The organism is Frigoribacterium sp. CFBP 8766 (genome assembly GCF_014841435.1).
GTDB lineage: Bacteria > Actinomycetota > Actinomycetes > Actinomycetales > Microbacteriaceae > Frigoribacterium.
On record NZ_JACYTX010000001.1, the window covers coordinates 1,129,610 to 1,149,340 of the forward strand.

Genomic DNA, 19,731 nt, shown 5'->3' on the forward strand with positions numbered 1-19,731 from the left:
GGCAGAACCCGTCGATCGTCCCGACACCGGGGCAGGAGGCGTCACTAGACCCGAGCGGGGCAGGCCCGTCACAGCCGCAGCAGAGAGGTCGTCCCGCCAGGGGCGGCAAGCGAGGTGGTACCGCGCCGACCGAGAACCCTCGGCAGGCGTCCTCGTGGACGGACATCCGCAGCACCTGGAGCCCCCATGGCCTACAAGCCGGTACCCGCATCGCCCCGGTTCCCCGACGTCGAGCAGGGCGTGCTCGCCTTCTGGCGTCGCGACGACACCTTCCAGGAGTCGATCCGCGCCCGCGAGGGCAGCGACGAGTGGGTCTTCTACGACGGACCGCCCTTCGCGAACGGCCTGCCGCACTACGGCCACCTCCTCACCGGCTACGCCAAGGACGTGTTCCCGCGGTACCAGACCATGCGCGGCAAGCAGGTGCACCGCCGGTTCGGCTGGGACACCCACGGCCTGCCCGCCGAGCTCGAGGCCATGCGCCAGCTCGGCATCACCGAGAAGCACCAGATCGACGACATGGGCATCGGCGCGTTCAACGCCGCGGCGCGCAGCTCGGTGCTGCAGTACACCGACGAGTGGCAGGGCTACGTCACCCGCCAGGCCCGCTGGGTCGACTTCGACGACGACTACAAGACCCTCGACGTCAGCTACATGGAGAGCGTCCTCTGGGCCTTCAAACAGCTGTGGGACAAGCAGCTCGCCTACGAGGGCTTCCGGGTGCTGCCGTACTGCTGGCACGACCAGACGCCGCTGTCGAACCACGAGCTCCGCATGGACGACGACGTGTACAAGATGCGCCAGGACCAGACGGTCACCGTCGCGTTCCCCCTCGTCGGGGCCAAGGCCGAGTCTCTCGGCCTGACCGGCGTCGAGGCGCTCGCCTGGACGACGACCCCGTGGACGCTGCCGACCAACATGGCGCTCGCCGTGGGGCCCGAGATCACGTACGTGACGGTGCCGCACGCCCTGCTGCCCGGCGAGCGCACGGGCGACCAGCAGCTGCTCACGGGCAGCGTGTTCCTGCTCGCCGCCGACACCCTCGCGGCCTACGCGAAGGACCTGGGCTACGACTCGCCCGAGGCGGCCCAGGCCGCCGTCACGGCGACCTTCGCCGGGGCCGAGCTCGAGGGCGTCGAGTACGACCGCATCTGGGACGTCTACGCCGACACGGAGGCGTGGGGCACCGAGAACGCCTGGCGCCTGCTCGTCGCCGACTACGTCGCGACCGGCGAGGGCACCGGCATCGTGCACCAGGCGCCCGCCTACGGCGAGGACGACCAGCTGGTCTGCGCCGCCGCGGGCATCCCCGTCATCGTGTCGGTCGACGAGGCCGGCCGCTTCCTGCCGATGTTCGACGAGCTCGGCGTCGCCGGGCTGCAGGTGTTCGACGCCAACAAGGTGCTCGTGCAGCGCCTCCGCGCCGACGGCCGCCTCGTGCGGCTCGCGAGCTACGAGCACAGCTACCCGCACTGCTGGCGCTGCCGCAACCCGCTGATCTACAAGGCCGTCTCGAGCTGGTTCGTCCGCGTCACCGACGTGCGCGACCGGATGGGCGACCTCAACCAGGAGATCACCTGGGTGCCCGAGAACGTCAAGGACGGCCAGTTCGGCAAGTGGGTCGCGGGCGCCCGCGACTGGTCGATCTCGCGCAACCGCTACTGGGGCTCGCCGATCCCCGTCTGGCGCAGCGACGACCCGGCCTTCCCGCGCACCGACGTCTACGGCTCGCTGGCCGACCTCGAGGCCGACTTCGGCCGCCTGCCGACGAACGAGCAGGGCGAGCCCGACCTGCACCGTCCGTACATCGACGACCTGACCCGGCCGAACCCCGACGACCCCTCGGGGCAGAGCACGATGCGCCGCATCGAGGACGTCTTCGACGTCTGGTTCGACTCGGGCTCGATGCCGTTCGCGCAGGTGCACTACCCGTTCGAGAACCAGGAGTGGTTCGAGTCGCACGCCCCCGCCGACTTCATCGTCGAGTACATCGGGCAGACGCGCGGCTGGTTCTACGTCATGCACGCGCTCTCGACGGCGCTCTTCGACCGGCCCGCGTTCTCGAACGTGATCAGCCACGGCATCGTGCTGGGCTCGGACGGCCAGAAGATGTCCAAGAGCCTCCGCAACTACCCCGACGTGTCCGAGGTCTTCGACCGGGACGGCGCCGACGCGATGCGCTGGTTCCTGATGTCCAGCTCGGTCATCCGCGGCGGCAACCTCGTCGTGACCGAGGAGGGCATCCGCGAGGGCGTCCGGCAGTTCCTGCTGCCGCTCTGGAGCACCTACTACTTCTTCACCCTGTACGCGAACGCCGCCGACGGCGGCAGCTCGGGAGGCGAGGGCCGGCACGTCGCGGACGGCCTGGTCGCGACCTGGCGCACCGACTCGACCGACGTGCTCGACCGGTACCTGCTGGCCAAGACGCGCCTCCTCGTCACCGACGTCGAGCGGCACCTCGACGCGCTCGACTCGCCGCTCGCGGCGGCCGCCCTGCGCGACTTCGCCGACGTGCTCACCAACTGGTACGTGCGCCGGTCGCGCGACCGCTTCTGGGCCGGCGACGACCGCGACGCCTTCGACACGCTCTTCACCGTCCTCGAGACGGTCACGCGCGTGGCCGCGCCCCTGGCGCCCCTCGTGACCGAGGAGATCTGGAAGGGCCTCACCGGCGGTCGCAGCGTGCACCTCACCGACTGGCCCGACGCCTCCTCGTTCCCCGAGGACGACGCCCTCGTCGCCTCGATGGACGCCGTCCGGGCGATCGCGTCGTCGGGCCTGGCGCTCCGCAAGGCGACCGGCCTGCGCGTGCGCCTGCCGCTGGCCCGCCTCACCGTCGTCGCGCCCGACCCGGCCGGCCTCGAGCCGTTCGGCTCGATCCTCCGCGACGAGCTGAACGTCAAGGAGGTGGCGTTCACGCCCCTGACGGAGGAGAGCCTCGGCGAGTGGGGCGTCACCCGCAAGCTGACCGTCAACGCCCGTGCGGCAGGGCCCCGCATCGGCAAGCAGGTGCAGCAGGTCATCCCGGCCGCGAAGAAGGGCGACTGGGCCCCCGTCGGCGAGAACGTCGTCGTCGGCGGCGTCGAGCTGCTGCCGGGCGAGTTCACCCTCGAGCTGGCGGTCGACGACCCGTCGGCGGCGATCGCCTTCGTCGGCGACGGCGGCTTCGTGCTGCTCGACACGGCCACGACGCCCGAGCTCGAGGCCGAGGGCCTGGCCCGCGACGTCGTCCGGGCCGTGCAGCAGGCACGCAAGGCCGCGGGCCTCGACGTGTCCGACCGGGTCGTGACGACCGTGGCGACCGACGCGGCCGCGGCCGCGGCGCTCGGGACGCACCGCGACATGGTGCAGGCCGAGACCCTGACGACCGAGCTGGTCGTCGACGTGCAGGACGACGTCGCGGGACGCGACGGGAAGGTCGCGGTCGGCTCCGGCTCGGCCGTGACGGTGGAGGTGCGACGAGCGTGAGCCCGAAGAAGAACGAGAAGGACGACGGCGCGGGCCAGGGCGACGGCGAGTTCGCCGCCGAGGCGACCCGGGTGCACGACGAGCTGCTGGCCCGCGTGGGGGAGTCCGCCCCCGAGCCGCGCCTGTCGGCCACGCGCCGCGCCGTCGAGCTGCTCGGCGACCCGCAGCGCGCCTACCCCGTGATCCACATCACGGGCACCAACGGCAAGACGTCGACGAGCCGCATGATCGAGAGCGTCCTCCGGGCCCACGGGCTGCGGACCGGGCTCATGACGAGCCCCCACCTGGTGCGCCTCAACGAGCGCATCGTCGTCGACGGCGAGCCGATCAGCGACGAGCGCCTCGTCGCCAACTGGGACGACATCCAGCCCTACCTGACGATGGTCGACACCGAGCTCGAGGCGGCGGGCGAGCCGACCCTCACGTTCTTCGAGGCGCTCACCGCGCTCGCCTTCGCGTGCTTCGCCGACGCCCCGGCCGACGTCGTCGTGCTCGAGGTCGGCATGGGCGGCGAGTGGGACAGCACGAACGTCGCCGACGGCCAGGTCGCCGTCTTCACGCCGATCGCGCTCGACCACCAGGCCCGGCTGGGGTCGACCGTCGAGGCCATCGCCCGGACCAAGGCCGGCATCGTGAAGCCGGCAGCGTCAGTCGTCAGCGCGGCCCAGCTGCCGGAGGCGCTGGCCGAGCTGCAGCGCGCGGCCGAGCTCACCGAGTCGTCGCTGGCCGTCGAGGGCGTCGCCTTCGGCGTCGAGTCCACGACGGTGGCGGTGGGCGGCCAGGTCGTCACGATCCGCGGCGTCGCCGGCCGCTACGAGGACCTGCTCCTGCCGCTCTTCGGCGACCACCAGGCCCAGAACGCGGCCGTCGCCGTGGCCGCGGTCGAGTCGTTCCTCGGCAGCGGCAGCCAGGCGCTCGACCACGACGTGCTCGCCGAGGGGCTCGCCGCGGCGACGTCGCCCGGGCGGCTGCAGATCGTGGCCAACGAGCCGACCATCCTCGTCGACGCGGCCCACAACCCGCACGGCGCGCGAGCGCTCGCCAAGGCGATCGACGACTACTTCCAGTTCGGACGCGTCGTCGCGGTTCTCTCGGTCCTCGCCGACAAGGACGCGGCGGGCATCGTCCGCGCGCTCTCGGGCACGGTCGACCAGTTCGTCGTCACGCAGAGCGGCTCCGACCGCTCCGTGGACGCCGACGAGCTCGCGGCCGTGGCGGTCGGCGTCGTCGGAGCCGCACGCGTGGTGGTCGAGACCGACCTCGTGGCGGCGCTCCGCACGGCCCGTGACCTCGCGGACGAGGCCGAGGGCGACGAGCCCGGCGGCGTCGTGGTGACGGGGTCGATCACCCTGGTCGGCGACGTGCTCGCGCTCTCGCAGGCCGAGGGCGGGCTCTCGTGACCGAGGCGCCCCCTCCTGCGGACCCCACCGGCCCCGCGCGCCCGACGCGTCGGGCGCGTCGGCGCGGCGCGGCCGAGAGCCTGCTGTCGATCGTGCTCGTGCTCGAGGCCATGTCGTTGTTCTTCGTCATGCTCGTCGTGAACGGCCGCGACCTGGTCCCCCCGGGCGTGGCGTTCGGCGGCGGCCTCGGCGCCATCGTCCTGGTCCTCCTCGTGTCGCGCACCCTGCGCTGGCGGTGGGGGATCGCGCTCGGCTGGGTCGTTCAGCTCGGGCTCGTCGCCTGCGGGCTCCTCGACCCGGTCATGTACGTCGTCGCGGCCCTCTTCGTCGCCATCTGGACCTACTGCCTCGTCAAGGGCACCCAGCTCGACCGCATGAACGCGGCGCGTTTCGGCCCGCAGCCCTGACCGCCCGCGCCGTCGCGACCGGCCACGAGCCCTCCAGCCACCCGAACCACCACCCGCCCCACACGAAGGAGCACCAGTGACCGACCTCCAAGAGACCCTCGTCCTCGTCAAGCCCGACGGCGTCGCCCGCGGCCTCACCGGCGAGATCCTCCGCCGCATCGAGGCGAAGGGCTACTCGCTCGTCGACCTGCGCCTCGTCCAGGCCGACCGCGACCTGCTCGCCCAGCACTACGAGGAGCACGTCGGCAAGCCGTTCTACGAGCCGCTCGTCGAGTTCATGCAGAGCGGCCCCACCGTCGCGATCCGCGTCGCGGGCAACGGCGTCATCCCGGGCTTCCGCTCGCTGGCCGGCACGACCGACCCGACGACCGCCGCCCCCGGCACGATCCGCGGCGACCTCGGCCGCGACTGGGGCCTCGCCGTGCAGCAGAACCTCGTGCACGGCAGCGACAGCCCCGAGAGCGCCGCGCGCGAGCTCGCCCTCTGGTTCTGATCTTCCTGAACCCCTGATGAAGGAGGGGCGGTACCGGTCCCAGGGACCGGTACCGCCCCTCCTTCGTCGTTCACGACCGGGCGTCGGTCAGGGGGACGGCGTGGCCGTCGACCCGGGCAGCTCGCCCGTGCTCGTGTCGCCGGTCGGCTGGCCACCGGCGACCTCGGCCACGAACTGCGCGAACGCGGCGGCGTCGGTGGGCGAGCCCTGGTACTGCTGGCCGTTGACCAGCACGGTCGGCGTCGCGGACACCGCCGCGAGGTCGGAGTTCGGCAGCGGGTCGTTCAGCGCGCGCTCGGTCGCGGACGCGACCCAGTCGGTGAACTCGCCGTCGGTGATGCAGGAGGCGACGGCAGGGTCGTCGGCACCGGCGCCCTGGACCAGCGTCACCAGCTCGTCGTTCGTCAGGCCGGTCGTGTTCTCGGCCGGCTGCTGCGCGAACAGGGCGGTGTTGACGTCGAGCGCCGTGTCGGGCTGGTAGTTCGCGACGCAGGCGAGGGCGTTCGCCGACCGGGTCGAGTAGTTCGACCCGAGGCTCGCGTTGTCGAGGAACCCGAGGGGGTGGATCTCGAGGTCGGCCACGCCCTGGGTGACCCAGGTCTCGAGCTGCTCGGCGTTCGTGGTGTCGAACTGGCCGCAGTAGGGGCACATGTAGTCGAGGTAGACGACGATGCTCGGCTTCTCGGCCGTGCCGGCCGCGGACGGCGTGGGGGAGCCGTCGGCGGGCGTGGCGTCCGTCGTGACGGCGGAGACGGTCGTGCCGTCGCCCGAGAGCACGATGCCGTCGCTGGCCATGTTCAGGGGGCCGGGGCCCGCGGGCGCGAGCGATCGCGTGATCACCAGGGCCACGACGGCGAGGATCGCGAGCACGCCCACGACGAGGCCGCCCTGCAGGGCCCACTTGTTGCGGCGTCGGCGCTTGGCCTCCGCCTCACGCGTGACGCGCGCCTTCTCGCGGGCGGACTCCCGTCGCTCGCGCTTGGTCTCTCCTGGTCCGGCTGGTGGCGTCATGGTTCCTCGCTCGTCGGTGTCGGTGGCCTCGTCGACCCTCTCGCACCTCCCCATGGGGAGGCTGAGCGGCTCAGCGGAGCAGGGTGGGCAGGAGGAGCGGGAACTGCACGACGATCACCGTGGCGACGACGACGTAGTTGAGCACGGGCAGGATCCAGGAGAACGGCAGGAACGCCGCGGCGGCCCGCTGGAGCCGCCCGTGCGGGACGGTCACGCCGCGCGCGAGGCCCCAGACCAGCAGGATCCAGAAGAGCGGGATGGTCACCGACCAGACGAGCATGCACCACGGGCAGAGGGCCCCGATGACGAACACCGTCTGGGTGAACAGCCACGTGACGAACACCCAGGCCAGGAACACGCCCGCCGTGAAGGCGACCCAGAACCACCGGGCGAACCGTGCGCCGGCGAGCAGCCCGACGCCCACGGCGACGGGGGCCGCGAACCCGACGAGGCCGAGGATCGGGTTGGGGAAGCCGAACAGCGAGGCCTGCCAGCTGTTGATGACGGGCGAGCAGCCGACGAACGGGTTGACGTCGCAGCCGAGCGAGGCCGTCGGGTCCTCGAGCAGCCGGAACTTGTCGACGGTCAGCGCGAACGACCCGAGCAGCCCCACGAGCCCGACGATCACCAGGAGGACGGCGGGGACGACGACGGGTCGACCCGTCGACGGGTGGGTGCGCTGAGGCGCTCTCTGCTCGGTCACGACGACGATCATCTCACCGTCCCGATCGTGGTCCCGGGTGAGGCGTGCGATAATCGAGCCAGTCGCGGGGCGTGAGTCCCGGGATCAAGACTTTCCGGGCCGTGCTGCACCGCGGGGCCGTCGGCAGGTCGGCCTCCACGAGTGGCCGTCCTCGCGGGCGGGCACCGTCAGGTGGCAGCTAGATCCGGGCCAGGGCGCAGTCGCCCACCGCCGGACAGCCAGTTCCGGACAGAGCAACGAAGAACCTGACGTCGACGAACGACATCCGGGGAGACGCCCGCAGAGACGGGCGCCGGCTCCGGCTGACCGAACGCGACGTCGCTGACGATGCGCGCCGTGAGAGGGCGCGGTGGCCGCAGGCAGGTGCACGGCGCCTCCCGGCCACGACACGAGACCACCCGGCGACGGCGATGCCGACGGCGGGTCGAGGAGCACACCAGCAGTGGTGGACAAGAACGACAACGACAGAGACGGCCAGCCGAAGAAGAAGAGGGGCCTGTTCGCCGGGCTCCTGTCGCGCCAGGTGCCCGCACCGGCGACGACCGCGCGCCGCGCGCTCGGCACCGCCCCCCACGACCGGAACGACGACGCCCAGGAGGCTTCCCCCGTGACCACCGAGAAGGAGGTCGGGGCCGAGGCCGCGACCAGCAGCACCAGCATCGACACCGCCCGCGCCGCGCAGCCCGAGGCCGTGGTCGACACCGAGGCCGTCCAGGCCGACATCGCCGCCGTCGCGCCGCCGCGCGCCGAGGCTCCGGCCGACGACGCGAGCGACGCCGCCGAGGCCGAGTCGGGGCCCATCCCGGCCCAGCTCACCACGACGAGCCTGATCTTCCACGCGCCCGAGATCCTCCCCCTGCCGGCCCGGCCGGGGCGTCGTCGCCACGACGACGAGTGGGACGACCGCGACGACCGTGACGACCGCGACGACGACGACCGTGACCAGCGTGACGACGACCGCGACGACGACGACCGCGACGAGCCGCAGCGCGGCACCTCCCGCCGCCGCCAGCGCGGCCGCTCGCAGGACAGGGAAGAGCGCGACTCCGAGCAGCGCCAGGGCGGCGACCGCGTCGACCGTCGCGAGCGCCCGCAGCGCCAGGTCGAGCTCATCACCGAGCCGCAGCGCATCAAGGGCTCGACCCGTCTCGAGGCCAAGAAGCAGCGTCGCCGCGACGGCCGTGACGCCGGCCGCCGCCGCACCGTCATCACCGAGGCCGAGTTCCTGGCCCGCCGCGAGAGCGTCGACCGCAAGATGATCGTCCGCTCCTCGGGCGACCGCATCGAGATCGGCGTCATGGAGGACGGCACCCTCGCCGAGCACTACGTCGCCAAGGCGCAGAACGTCTCGCTGATCGGCAACGTCTACCTCGGTCGCGTCCAGAACGTGCTCCCGAGCATGGAGGCGGCGTTCGTCGACATCGGACGCGGCCGCAACGCCGTGCTCTACTCGGGCGAGGTCGACTGGGACTCGCTGTCGAACGGCAACCAGCCCCGCCGCATCGAGCTCGCGCTCAAGCCCGGCGACCGCGTGCTCGTCCAGGTCACGAAGGACCCGGTGGGCCACAAGGGCGCCCGTCTCACCAGCCAGATCTCGCTGCCCGGCCGCTACCTCGTCTACGTGCCCAACGGCTCGATGAACGGCATCAGCCGCAAGCTGCCCGACACCGAGCGCGCGCGCCTCAAGAAGATCCTGAAGGAGGCGCTGCCCGAGAACGCGGGAGTCATCGTCCGCACCGCGGCCGAGGGCACCACGGAGGAGCAGCTCACCCTCGACATCACGCGCCTCACGAACCAGTGGGCCGACATCAGCAGCAAGGTCGAGGCCGGCAACGCCCCCGCGCAGCTGCACTCGGAGCCCGACCTGCTGATCAAGATCGTCCGCGACGTCTTCAACGAGGACTTCCACGAGCTCGTCATCGACGGCGACGACGCCTACGACACCCTGCAGTCGTACCTGTCGGCGGTCGCGCCCGACCTGCTCGACCGCGTGAAGCGCTACGAGGGCGACCGCGACGCGTTCGACGAGCACCGCCTCAACGAGCAGATCGAGAAGGCGCTCGACCGCAAGGTCTGGCTGCCCTCCGGCGGCTCGCTGGTCATCGACCGCACCGAGGCCATGACGGTCGTCGACGTCAACACGGGCAAGTTCGTCGGCTCCGGGGGCAACCTCGAGGAGACGGTCACGAAGAACAACCTCGAGGCAGCGGAGGAGATCGTCCGCCAGCTGCGCCTCCGCGACATCGGCGGCATCATCGTCGTCGACTTCATCGACATGGTGCTCGAGTCGAACCGCGACCTCGTGCTCCGCCGACTGGTCGAGTGCCTCAGCCGCGACCGGACCAAGCACCAGGTCGCGGAGGTCACCTCGCTCGGCCTCGTGCAGATGACGCGCAAGAAGCTCGGCCTCGGCCTGGCCGAGTCGTTCGCCGAGGCAGGCAGCGCCGCACGCGTGCAGGAGCAGCAGCCCCGCAAGGGCCAGGAGCAGCGCCGCCGTGGCGGGGCCCAGGCAGGCAAGCAGGGCGGCACGGCCGGCGCCTCCGGCGGCCAGGGTCGCGGCTCGGCCGGCCAGGGCGGCCAGGCGGGCTCGTCGGCACACCCGACGACCGGCACGCACGCCATCACCGACGACGTGAAGAACGCGCTCTCGCGCATCGCGGCGTCGACCATCGCGCACGCCGAGGACGGCGACCGGCCGGCCGACAGCGACAGCGCCGCCACGGCGGCCGCCGCGGTCGAGGCCGCCATCGACGCCGCCGCGGCCTCGGTGTCGTCCACGCGACCCGACGAGGCCCAGGACGACTCGTCCGACGAGCCGCGTCGCAGCCGTGGCGGCCGCAAGGGCCGTCGTGGCTCGCGGTCGCGCGACGCCGAGCAGGGCGAGCAGCAGGGCGGCGGACAGCGCGACGCGCAGGCCGACGACCAGCCGGTCCGCGAGACGGCCCCGGTCGCCGAGGAGCCGACGTCAGCACCCGTCGTCGAAGCCCCGGCTGCCGACGGCGCCCCCGCGGCGGCACAGCAGCCGGCCGCCGAGCCCGCGGCCCCGGCGAAGCGCGGCAGCCGCCGTGCCGCGTCGACGGCCACGGTCACCCCCGAGGCGTCCGTCGCGATCCTCGACATCCCGGTGGCCGCGACCCGTCGCGAGCCCCGCAAGATGAGCACGCACGACGCCGAGCAGATCCTCGACAGCGTGCTCGGCGCGCTGCCCGAGCCCAAGCAGCCCGGACAGGGCCGCGGCCGTTCGCGCCGGGCCTCGAGCTCGGGCACGACGACGGCAGCCGCGTCGTCGGACCCGTCCGAGCAGGCCGAGGGCGGACCGTTCATCCTCGGCGTGGGGGTCAGCTCCGACGAACTGTGACTCGTCTAGGGTGACGGAGTGACTTCGACACCGCAGCCCGACGCGGCGACCGACAGGTCGTCCCGTCGGGCTGCGGTGTTCGTGCGCCGGGCGGCCTCCGAGGTCCGGGGCCTGCGGTCCGACCAGGGCCGGAGCCGCCTCCTCTCCGCCGCGACCGCCCTCGGAGTCGTGCTCGTCGCACGGTTCGCCCTGGGCCTCGCGGCGCTCGTCGGCTCGGCGCTCGGCTACTCGGTGACGCCCTGGCCGAGCGACTTCACGGCGACGCCCGTCGGCCAGTTCCTCGGCAGCTTCGTGCTCTACCCGTTCCCGTTCTACCTCGTCGCGTTCGTCGTGCTGCTCCTGGTGCGCCCGGTCGACCCCGGCCTGTCGCTGCCCCGGGCGCTGCGCCACGGTCTCGTCGCCGGTGCCGCGGGCACCGTCGCCCTGGCGCTCGTCGGCATCGTGCCCGGGGTGGCGGCGTCGCTGAGCGGGGGCACCTGGGTCAACCTCGCGCTCTACCTCACGACCATCCCCTTCGCCGCCGGCGTCGTCGACACGGCGCTGCTGCTCGTCGGCGTGGTGCTCGCGTGGCACGCGTCCCGTACGGCGACGCTCCCGGGCGACCCGGGCGACGCGGTCGACGTCGAGTCCGGCGGCGACGAGGTGGCCGCCGCCGACCAGGTCGAGCCCGACCCTGCCCCCGTCGAGGAGGCGCCGGCCGGCCCCCGGGGACGCGTCCACGACACGGCACGCGAGCCTGCCCCCGCGACCCGGCCCACGCCTCCCCGGAGCGCCTCCGCCGCCGACGACTGGTCGCGCTTCGCGCCCCCCGCCGCCGCCGACGGGGACGACCGGTGAGCGCCTCCCTCCGCGAACGCGACGTCCTCCGCCGGGCCGCCGACGACGGGGACGACCGGTGAGCGCCTCCCTCCGCGAACGCGACGTCCTCCGCCGGGCCGCCGACGACGGGGACGACCGGTGAGCGCCTCCCTCCGCGAACGCGACGCCCTCCGCCGGGCCGCCGACGACGGGGACGACCGGTGAGCGCGCCCCTCCGCGAACGCGACGCCCTCCGCCGAGCTGCCCACGAGCACGCCCCCGTCCGCCGGTCGAGGCGCGGACCGCTGCTCGCGGTCGGGATCGGCATCGCGGTGGTGCTGCTCGTGCTGCGCGTCGCCAGCCCGGCGCTCGGCTCGCAGCTGCTGCCCGACACGCTCCAGGACTTCGTCACCCTCACCATCAGCGTGATCGTCGAGTCGGTGCCGTTCGTGCTGCTGGGCATCGTCCTGTCGATCATCGTGCAGGTCTGGCTGCCCCAGGCGTTCTTCACCTCGTGGCTGCCCCGGCAGCCGCTGCTGCGCCGCGCCGTCATCTCGTTCCTCGGCATGTTCCTGCCGGTCTGCGAGTGCGGCAACGTGCCCCTGGCGCGGGGGCTGGTGCTCAAGGGCTTCACCGTCTCCGAGTCGATGACGTTCCTGCTGGCCGCCCCGATCCTCAACCCGATCACGATCATCACGACGCACCAGGCGTTCGGCTGGAGCGACGGCATCCTCGTCGCCCGGCTGGCCGGCGGGTTCCTCATCGCGAACCTGATCGGCTGGCTCTACAGCCGCCACCCCGACCCCGAGAGCCTGCTCACCCGGTCGTTCGCGGCCGAGTGCGCGCTGCCGCAGGAGCACGGCCACAGCGGCGCCTCGAAGCTGCGCGAGAGCGTCGAGCTGTTCCGTCGCGAGATGTCGACCATGATGCCGGCGCTGTTCATCGGCGCCGCCGTGGCCGGCGGCATCCAGACCGCGGTGCCGCGCTCGGTGCTCGTCACCCTGGGCAGCAACCCCGTCTGGTCGGTGCTCGCGATGATGGTCCTGGCGTTCGTGATCTCGCTCTGCTCCAACGTCGACGCGTTCTTCGTGCTGCCGTTCGCGTCGACCTTCATGCCCGGCGGCATCGCGGCGTTCCTCGTCTTCGGGCCGATCATCGACGTCAAGATGCTGGCCCTGCTCCGCACGACGTACCGACCGCGCACCCTCGCGCAGCTGACCCTCGTGGTGGCGCTGACCAGCGCCGCCATCGGACTGGTGGTGAACTACTTTGCCTGACTCCTCCCCGCGTGACTCCTCGCGCGCTCCCGGCGCTGCCCGCACGCCGCTCCGCCTCGACGCCGTCTCGCGCCTCGCCGACCGCTGGCAGGGCGTGCTCCTGACCCTCGTGGTCGGCATCTCGACACTGTGGCTGTCGGCGACGGGGCAGCTCGTGCTCTACATCCACCCGCGCTACGTGGTGTTCACCGTGATCATGATCGCGATCGGCATGGTGCTGTCGCTCGGCGTGCTCGTCCTCGCGCCGTCGTCCCGCGACGGCTCGGGCGACGAGGCCGACGGGCACGCGCACGACGGGCACGGCCACGACGGCCACCACCCCGACGCACACGCGGACGAGCTCCGTGCCCCGGCCGAGCGTCCCCGCCGCCGCCGTCGTGGCCGTGCGGCCGCCCGCACGGCCGCCGTCGCCGGAGGCGCGCTCGTCACCACCGCCGTCGCCGTGTCGCTCGTCGTCCTCCCGCCCGCGACGCTGACGAGCGCGACGGCCGGCCAGCGCGACGTCAACTCGTCCACCGCCTCCCTCACCGGCACGAGCGTCGAGGACGCCGCGTCCGCGGACGCCGACGCCTACGCGGCGTTCTCCGTCCTGGACTGGGCGGGCCTGCTGCGGCAGACCAGCGACCTGTCGTTCTTCGAGGGCAAGACCGCCGACGTGGTCGGCTTCGTCGTCCCGGCCGGCGACGACCCCGACGTCTTCTACGTGTCCCGCTTCGTCGTCACCTGCTGCGCCGTCGACGCGCAGCCGGTGGGCGTGCCGGTGCACCTCGTCGACTGGCGCAGCCAGGTGTCGGCTGACGAGTGGCTCGACGTGTCCGGCGGCTTCCAGACGAACCCGAGCCGCACGTCGAGCGACCCGATCGCCCTGGTGCCCGACGAGCTCGAGAAGGTCGGCCAGCCGAGTGACCCCTACCTCTACTGACCTCTGGGCGGCCGACGGCGATCTCGACGAGGCGGACCGGCACGCCCGGCAGCGGCGTCGCTTCGTCGCGCTCGTCGTCGTGCTCGCGCTCGTCTGCACGGTGTTCGGCGTCCTCACGCACCTGCAGGGGCCCAAGCTGACCGACGTCCAGGTCGACACGACGGCCGTCGTCGACCGGTCGGGCCAGCAGCTGCGCCTGTTCGCCAACCAGCCCGTGGCGCACGTCGACCCCGAGCAGGTGACCATCTCGCCTGCCGCCGACTTCCGGGTGCAGACGTCGGGCGACGTCGTCGCGGTCGAGTTCGCGGACCGGCTCCGCTACGGCACCGACTACACCGTGACGGTGCAGGGCGTCTCGAGCGTCTACCAGGCTCGCGACGCGACGCTCCGCACGACCTTCAGCACCGACCCGGCCGTGACCTGGCGCGTCGTCCACGGCACCGAGGGAACCGACGACGTCCTCGAACGAGCTTCCCTCCTGGGAGGCGGCGACCGGACCGCGGTGTGGTCGGCCCCCCGGATCCAGGCCTTCGAGGCCTTCGACACGGCCGTCGCGGTCGTGACCGACGACGGCGAGCAGTCGACCCTGAGCCTCGTCTCCGACGACGGCGTCGCCGCGGAGACCCTGCCGCTGCCCGACGGGACGGGGCTGATCACGCAGCTGGGCGCGGACGCCGCCACGACCACGCTGGCGTTCTCCTGGCGGCCCCGGGGCTCCGAGCAGGAGCTGCTCTACACGCTGCCCCTCCAGGGCCAGCGCGCCGTCGCCCCCGTCCTGTCCCTCTCCGGCCAGCCCGTGTCGGTGCTCGACTGGGCGGTCGTCCCGGGCCAGGCGAGCCTCGTCGCCCAGACGGGCGACGAGCAGGTCGCCGTCTACGACCTGACCGGCACCGCGCCTCCTCGTCCCCTCGGCACGTTCGTCGCCCTGCAGGGCGTCTCGCTGGACGGCCGGGGCATCGTGGCGGCCACGGCGCTCCAGGCGTTCCGCGTCGACCTGGCGACGGGGGATCAGACGCCGATCCCGTTCTCGGCCGTCGAGGGCGGAACGCCCTACCGGGGCGACCTCGTCGCCGTCGCCGCGACCGAGTACGTGCAGCAGGTGGCCGTGCCGGCCGACGGCGGGGCGAGCTTCACGAACCTGATCGTGTTCGACGACGAGCAGGAGGCGCGGGTGCTGTTCCGCCCCGCGGGCGAGTCGTCGCAGATCGAGGGGTTCTCGGTCTCGCCGAACGGGCAGTACCTCGCCGTCGAGACCGCCTCGGCGGACGACACCACCGACTACAGCTACACGATCGACCCGGTGCCGCAGGGGACGACCACGACGGTCGTCGACGTCGAGACCGGGGCCGTCGTCGCGAGCTTCACGGGCCACGCCGCGGCCTGGTGAGCAGGAGGGGCGGCTGAGGTCAGAGCCCCCGCTTGACCCGCTGCGAGACGCGCAGGCCGCTGCGCTCGAGCCGTCGTGCGAGGTCGAGCCCGGTGACCGGCTGCGCCCCGGCCGCGACGAGGTCGTGCCAGCGCGACTCCGGCACGTCGTAGTGGTCGTGGTCGAAGCCCCGGCGGGGGATGTCCTGGGCGGCGGCGAAGGCGTGCAGCTCGTCGTACGACGCGTCGCTGACCAGGTGGGCCCAGACGGTGTCGTGGGCGGGCCAGATCGGCTCGTCGATCAGGATGGTCACGCGCCGATGCTAGTCGGGCGGCCGTCGCGTTGACCGCCTCCGACCGGCCCTGTACCATCACAGGTTGGTGCTCACCCGGCCCAGGTGCGCCCGGCTCCGCGGGAGCCCGCGAGGCCACAGGGCCTGTCGGGACACCATCGTCGCCTCCGGCCGCCGACGGCGAGGCACCACCGCACGGCCCGACACCGGTCGCCCGTGCGCGACAGACCCGGGGCAGCGCGCGCCGGCACCAGAGCTAGAAGAGACCGATACATGGCCACATTCGTCGACCACGTGACCCTCCACCTGCGAGCAGGAAACGGGGGCAACGGCTGCGTCTCCGTCAAGCGCGAGAAGTTCAAGCCCCTCGCCGGCCCCGACGGGGGCAACGGCGGCAACGGCGGCGACATCGTGCTCGTCGCCGACGCCGGCGTGACCACGCTGCTCGGGTTCCACCGCGCGCCGCACCGCTCGAGCGACAACGGCGGCCCCGGCATGGGCGACCACCGCAGCGGCACCCAGGGCCAGGAGCTCGAGCTCGCGGTCCCGCTCGGCACGGTCGTCAAGACGGTGGACGGCGACGAGCTGGTCGACATGACCGAGCACGGCATGCGCTACGTCATCGCCGAGGCCGGCATCGGCGGGCTCGGCAACGCCGCGCTCTCGTCGACCAAGCGCAAGGCCCCCGGCTTCGCGCTGCTGGGCACGCCCGGCTGGCAGGGCGACGTGCTGCTCGAGCTCAAGGTCGTCGCCGACATCGCGCTCGTCGGCTACCCGTCGGCCGGCAAGTCGAGCCTCGTCGCCGCGCTCTCGGCCGCCAAGCCGAAGATCGCCGACTACCCCTTCACGACCCTGCACCCGAACCTGGGCGTCGTCGAGTCGGGCGAGACCCGCTACACGGTCGCCGACGTGCCCGGCCTGATCGAGGGCGCGAGCGAGGGCAAGGGCCTGGGCCTCGAGTTCCTCCGCCACGTCGAGCGCTGCTCGGCACTGCTGCACGTGCTCGACTGCGCCACGCTCGAGCCCGGCCGCGACCCGCTGACCGACCTCGAGATCATCCGCCGCGAGCTCGAGGCGTACCCGGTGCCCGAGGGGCAGACGCCCCTGCTCGAGCGTCCCCAGCTGATCGCGCTGAACAAGGTCGACGTCCCCGACGGGCGCGAGCTCGCCGACTTCGTCACGCCCGAGCTCGAGGCCCGCGGCTACCGCGTCTTCGAGATCTCGGCCGTCAGCCACGAGGGCCTCCGCAACCTCTCCTTCGCCCTCGCCGAGGTCGTCGAGCAGAGCCGGGCCGAGATCGCGGCCCGGCCCGCGCCTCCTCGTCTCGTCATGCGCCCCCGCGCGGTCAACGAGAAGCCGTTCGTCATCAAGGTCGAGGGCGGCACGTACGGCAACGTCTACCGCATCCTCGGCCAGAAGCCGGAGCGCTGGGTCGTGCAGACCCAGTTCAACAACGAGGAGGCGGTGGGCTACCTCGCCGACCGGCTCAACGCCATCGGCATCGAGGACGCCCTGTTCAAGGCGGGTGCGCAGGCCGGCTCGACCGTCGTCATCGGTCCCGAGGGCGGCATCGTCTTCGACTGGGAGCCGACGCTGACCTCGACCGCCGAGCTGATGACCTCGGCCCGCGGCACGGACCCGCGCCTGATCAAGAACGACCGCCCGACCCGCAACCAGCGCCGCGAGGACTACTTCGAGCGCATGGACGCCAAGGCCGAGGCCCGGGCCGAGCTGCAGCGCGAGCGCGCTGCCGGTCTCTGGACCGACGACGAGGGCTTCCTCGTCAAGGAGGGCGACGAGCAGGAATGAGCACCGACGGTCCCGTCGAGGCCCTGCCGCACGCCGGCGGCGACCCGGTCGTCGCCGCCCGGGGCGACATCGCGCGTGCCCGGCGCATCGTCGTCAAGGTGGGGTCGTCGTCGATCAGCGGCGCCGCGGCGCACCAGATCGAGCCGCTCGTCGACGCCCTGGCCGGCGCCCACGCCCGCGGCGCCGAGGTGGTGCTCGTCTCTTCGGGCGCGATCGCGACCGGGATGCCGCACCTGCGGCTCGACTCACGACCGACCGACCTCGCGACGCAGCAGGCCGCCGCGGCGGTGGGCCAGAACGTGCTCATCTTCCGGTACCAGCAGAGCCTCCGCCGCCACGACATCGTCGCGGGACAGGTGCTGCTCACGGCCGGCGACATGGCCGACCCGACGCCGCGCAGCAACGCGCAGCGGGCGATGGGGCGCCTCCTCGAGCTCGGCATCCTGCCGATCGTCAACGAGAACGACACGGTCGCCACGCAGGAGATCCGCTTCGGCGACAACGACCGCCTCGCCGCCCTCGTCTCCGAGCTGATCGGCGCGGACGTGCTGGTGCTGCTCAGCGACGTCGACGCGCTCTACACGCGCCCGCCGCACGAGCCGGGCGCCGTGCGCATCGACGACGTGCCCCAGGGCGACGACCTCGCCGGGGTGACCTTCGGCGACGCGGGCGCGGCAGGCGTCGGCACCGGGGGAGCAGGCACCAAGGTGGCCGCCGCGCGCTACGCGGCCGCGGCCGGCACGCCCGTGCTCGTCACGTCGGCGGCGAACGTCGCCGCGGCCCTGTCCGGCGCTGCCGTCGGCACGTTCTTCGCCGCGGCTCCCCGCGGCTGACGGCGCCGCGGATGCGACGGCGGAGCCCGTCGCCGTAGGCTCCGGGGATGTCGTCCGTCGTCGCCCCGTCGTTCACCGAGACCCTGCGCGCCGCGAAGGCGGCGTCCGTCCGTCTCGCGACCCTCACCGCCGCCGAGAAGGACGCCGCGCTGCACGCCGTGGCCGCCGCCCTCGTCGCCGAGGGACCGCGCATCGTGGCCGCGAACGAGCTCGACCTGGCGCGGGCGCTCGACGAGGGGGTCGGCGAGGCCCTGCGCGACCGCCTGCGCCTCGACGCGGTGCGGCTGGAGGCGCTGGCCGACGCCGTGCGGCTCGTCGCCGGCCTCGTCGATCCGGTCGGCGAGAGCATCCGGGGCCGGGTCCTGCCCAACGGCCTGCGGCTCGACCAGGTGCGGGTGCCGTTCGGCGTCGTCGGCGTCATCTACGAGGCCCGCCCGAACGTGACGGTCGACATCGCCGCCCTCGCGCTCAAGAGCGGCAACGCGGCGGTGCTGCGGGGCGGCAGCGCGGCGCGCGAGACGAACCAGGTGCTCGTCGACGTCGTGCAGGAGGCGCTGGTCGTCTCGGGGCTGCCCGCCGACGCGGTCGTCACGGTCGACGAGCACGGCCGGGCCGGGGCCGCCGAGCTGATGCGGGCGCGCGGGCTCGTCGACGTCCTCGTGCCGCGCGGCAGCGCCGAGCTGATCGAGACCGTCGTGCGCGAGTCGACCGTCCCGGTGATCGAGACCGGGGCGGGCGTGGTGCACGTGTTCCTCGACGCGTCCGCCGACGAGGAGATGGCCGTCGACGTCGTCGTCGACGCGAAGGTCAGCCGGCCGAGCGTCTGCAACGCGCTCGAGACCCTGCTCGTGCACGCGGACGCGGCCGACCGCCTGCTGCCGCCGGTGCTGGGCGCCCTCCGCGCCTCCGGCGTGACGGTGCACGGCGACGAGCGCGTCCTGCGCTCGTTCCCCGACGCGGTCCCGGCGACGGACGCCGACTGGGCCGCCGAGTACATGAGCCTCGACCTGGCCGTGCGCGTCGTGGCCGACGTCGACGAGGCCATGGCGCACATCGCGCGCTGGTCGACGCACCACACCGAGTCGATCCTGACGAACGACCACGCGGTCGCCGAGCGGTTCCTGCACGAGGTGGACAGCGCGGTCGTCATGGTCAACGCCTCGACCCGGTTCACCGACGGGGGCGAGTTCGGCTTCGGCGCCGAGGTCGGCATCTCGACGCAGAAGCTGCACGCCCGGGGGCCGATGGGGCTGCCGGAGCTCACCAGCACGAAGTGGGTCGTACGAGGGCAGGGCCAGGTGCGCGGCCAGGCCCGGCCGCGCGGCTAGACTGTCGGGGATCGCCCCTCGGAACGGAGAACCCATGCTCGACGTCGCCCTCCTGGCCGCAGCCCACGAAGACCTCGCGCCGCTGATCGCGCCCCCCGTCGTCATCGCCGCCACCTTCGGCCTGTTCTTCCTGTTCCTCGGCTTCGTCGTGTGGAGCTACCGCGACGTCGCGAACCGCTCGCCCCGCAAGGCGTCGACGCAGGCGCACCACGCCGGGCCGATCGACGAGTTCGGGCACCCCGAGCAGCACTGACCCGGCGGCACCG

At 73.1% G+C, this 19,731-nt stretch carries 16 protein-coding genes; 13 read left to right on the top strand and 3 right to left on the bottom strand.

Translation table 11 applies throughout. The features are described 5' to 3' along the window. Positions 1 to 186 precede the first annotated feature (186 nt). From ileS to ndk, 4 genes are all read left to right on the top strand, one after another. Positions 187 to 3,468: an isoleucine--tRNA ligase gene (gene ileS, locus IFT90_RS05355; RefSeq protein WP_192041255.1), complete on the top strand. Its 3,282-nt coding sequence runs from the start codon at positions 187 to 189 to the stop codon at positions 3,466 to 3,468. Then, positions 3,465 to 4,868, top strand: coding sequence for a glutamate ligase domain-containing protein (locus IFT90_RS05360; RefSeq protein ID WP_192041256.1), 1,404 nt, complete (start codon positions 3,465 to 3,467; stop codon positions 4,866 to 4,868). Before ileS ends, IFT90_RS05360 begins: the two co-directional genes overlap by 4 nt. Then, complete coding sequence (locus IFT90_RS05365) at positions 4,865 to 5,275, top strand: DUF4233 domain-containing protein (protein WP_192041257.1); 411 nt, start codon at positions 4,865 to 4,867, stop codon at positions 5,273 to 5,275. Before IFT90_RS05360 ends, IFT90_RS05365 begins: the two co-directional genes overlap by 4 nt. Positions 5,276 to 5,351: 76 nt before the next feature. Continuing rightward, positions 5,352 to 5,768: a nucleoside-diphosphate kinase gene (ndk, locus tag IFT90_RS05370; RefSeq protein ID WP_123548247.1), complete on the top strand. Its 417-nt coding sequence runs from the start codon at positions 5,352 to 5,354 to the stop codon at positions 5,766 to 5,768. A gap of 87 nt (positions 5,769 to 5,855) precedes the next feature. Here ndk and IFT90_RS05375 read toward each other — a convergent pair whose 3' ends face one another. Both IFT90_RS05375 and IFT90_RS05380 read right to left on the bottom strand, forming a co-directional pair. Next, a complete protein-coding gene (locus tag IFT90_RS05375) occupies positions 5,856 to 6,779 on the bottom strand; it encodes a thioredoxin domain-containing protein (RefSeq protein WP_192041258.1) in 924 nt (307 codons plus the stop codon). 70 nt (positions 6,780 to 6,849) lie between these two features. Next, entirely contained in the window at positions 6,850 to 7,482 is a 633-nt protein-coding gene (locus IFT90_RS05380; RefSeq protein ID WP_371741006.1) for a vitamin K epoxide reductase family protein, read from the bottom strand. A gap of 442 nt (positions 7,483 to 7,924) precedes the next feature. Here IFT90_RS05380 and IFT90_RS05385 point away from each other — a divergent pair, with 442 nt between their 5' ends. The 5 genes from IFT90_RS05385 (at position 7,925) to IFT90_RS05405 (ending at position 15,224) form a co-directional block, all read left to right on the top strand. Continuing rightward, positions 7,925 to 10,840 (top strand): Rne/Rng family ribonuclease, encoded by a 2,916-nt coding sequence (locus tag IFT90_RS05385; RefSeq protein WP_192041260.1) that lies wholly within the window; start codon positions 7,925 to 7,927, stop codon positions 10,838 to 10,840. 18 nt (positions 10,841 to 10,858) lie between these two features. Continuing rightward, positions 10,859 to 11,677, top strand: a complete 819-nt coding sequence (locus IFT90_RS05390) for a hypothetical protein (RefSeq protein ID WP_192041261.1) — start codon at positions 10,859 to 10,861, stop codon at positions 11,675 to 11,677. Between the two features lie 182 nt (positions 11,678 to 11,859). Next, the gene (locus tag IFT90_RS05395; RefSeq protein WP_371812118.1) at positions 11,860 to 12,915 is read left to right on the top strand and encodes a permease; all 1,056 of its coding nucleotides are present in this window, start codon (positions 11,860 to 11,862) and stop codon (positions 12,913 to 12,915) included. Then, positions 12,908 to 13,837, top strand: a complete 930-nt coding sequence (locus IFT90_RS05400) for a TIGR03943 family protein (RefSeq protein WP_244644741.1) — start codon at positions 12,908 to 12,910, stop codon at positions 13,835 to 13,837. Before IFT90_RS05395 ends, IFT90_RS05400 begins: the two co-directional genes overlap by 8 nt. Continuing rightward, complete coding sequence (locus tag IFT90_RS05405; RefSeq protein ID WP_192041262.1) at positions 13,818 to 15,224, top strand: hypothetical protein; 1,407 nt, start codon at positions 13,818 to 13,820, stop codon at positions 15,222 to 15,224. The genes IFT90_RS05400 and IFT90_RS05405 overlap by 20 nt, the downstream gene beginning before the upstream one ends. Positions 15,225 to 15,243: 19 nt before the next feature. On the opposite strand, the gene IFT90_RS05410 is transcribed toward IFT90_RS05405, so the two are convergent. Beyond that, the gene (locus tag IFT90_RS05410) at positions 15,244 to 15,516 is read right to left on the bottom strand and encodes a DUF4031 domain-containing protein (RefSeq protein ID WP_146904546.1); all 273 of its coding nucleotides are present in this window, start codon (positions 15,514 to 15,516) and stop codon (positions 15,244 to 15,246) included. A 252-nt stretch (positions 15,517 to 15,768) separates the two neighbouring features. On the opposite strand from IFT90_RS05410, the gene obgE reads away from it, so the two are divergent. From obgE to IFT90_RS05430, 4 genes are read left to right on the top strand one after another with little or no spacing between them, the layout of a single operon-like run. Next, a complete protein-coding gene (obgE, locus tag IFT90_RS05415; protein WP_192041263.1) occupies positions 15,769 to 17,304 on the top strand; it encodes a GTPase ObgE in 1,536 nt (511 codons plus the stop codon). Then, on the top strand, positions 17,301 to 18,137 hold the full coding sequence (gene proB / locus IFT90_RS05420) for a glutamate 5-kinase (RefSeq protein ID WP_192041264.1): 837 nt from the start codon (positions 17,301 to 17,303) through the stop codon (positions 18,135 to 18,137). Before obgE ends, proB begins: the two co-directional genes overlap by 4 nt. Before the next feature lie 47 nt (positions 18,138 to 18,184). Then, positions 18,185 to 19,465 carry a glutamate-5-semialdehyde dehydrogenase gene (locus IFT90_RS05425; protein ID WP_192041265.1) on the top strand — a complete coding sequence of 427 codons (1,281 nt, stop codon included), beginning with the start codon at positions 18,185 to 18,187 and terminating at the stop codon, positions 19,463 to 19,465. 34 nt (positions 19,466 to 19,499) lie between these two features. Further along, on the top strand, positions 19,500 to 19,718 hold the full coding sequence (locus tag IFT90_RS05430; protein ID WP_123548623.1) for a hypothetical protein: 219 nt from the start codon (positions 19,500 to 19,502) through the stop codon (positions 19,716 to 19,718). Positions 19,719 to 19,731: the final 13 nt, after the last annotated feature.

Bases quoted from the DNA above. Each gene is read 5' to 3' on its own strand.
- ileS (WP_192041255.1), top strand. From the start codon at position 187: ATGGCCTACAAGCCGGTACCCGCATCGCCCCGGTTCCCCGACGTCGAG.
- IFT90_RS05375 (WP_192041258.1), bottom strand. From the start codon at position 6,779: ATGACGCCACCAGCCGGACCAGGAGAGACCAAGCGCGAGCGACGGGAG.
- obgE (WP_192041263.1), top strand. From the start codon at position 15,769: ATGGCCACATTCGTCGACCACGTGACCCTCCACCTGCGAGCAGGAAAC.
- proB (WP_192041264.1), top strand. From the start codon at position 17,301: ATGAGCACCGACGGTCCCGTCGAGGCCCTGCCGCACGCCGGCGGCGAC.
- IFT90_RS05425 (WP_192041265.1), top strand. From the start codon at position 18,185: ATGTCGTCCGTCGTCGCCCCGTCGTTCACCGAGACCCTGCGCGCCGCG.
- IFT90_RS05430 (WP_123548623.1), top strand. From the start codon at position 19,500: ATGCTCGACGTCGCCCTCCTGGCCGCAGCCCACGAAGACCTCGCGCCG.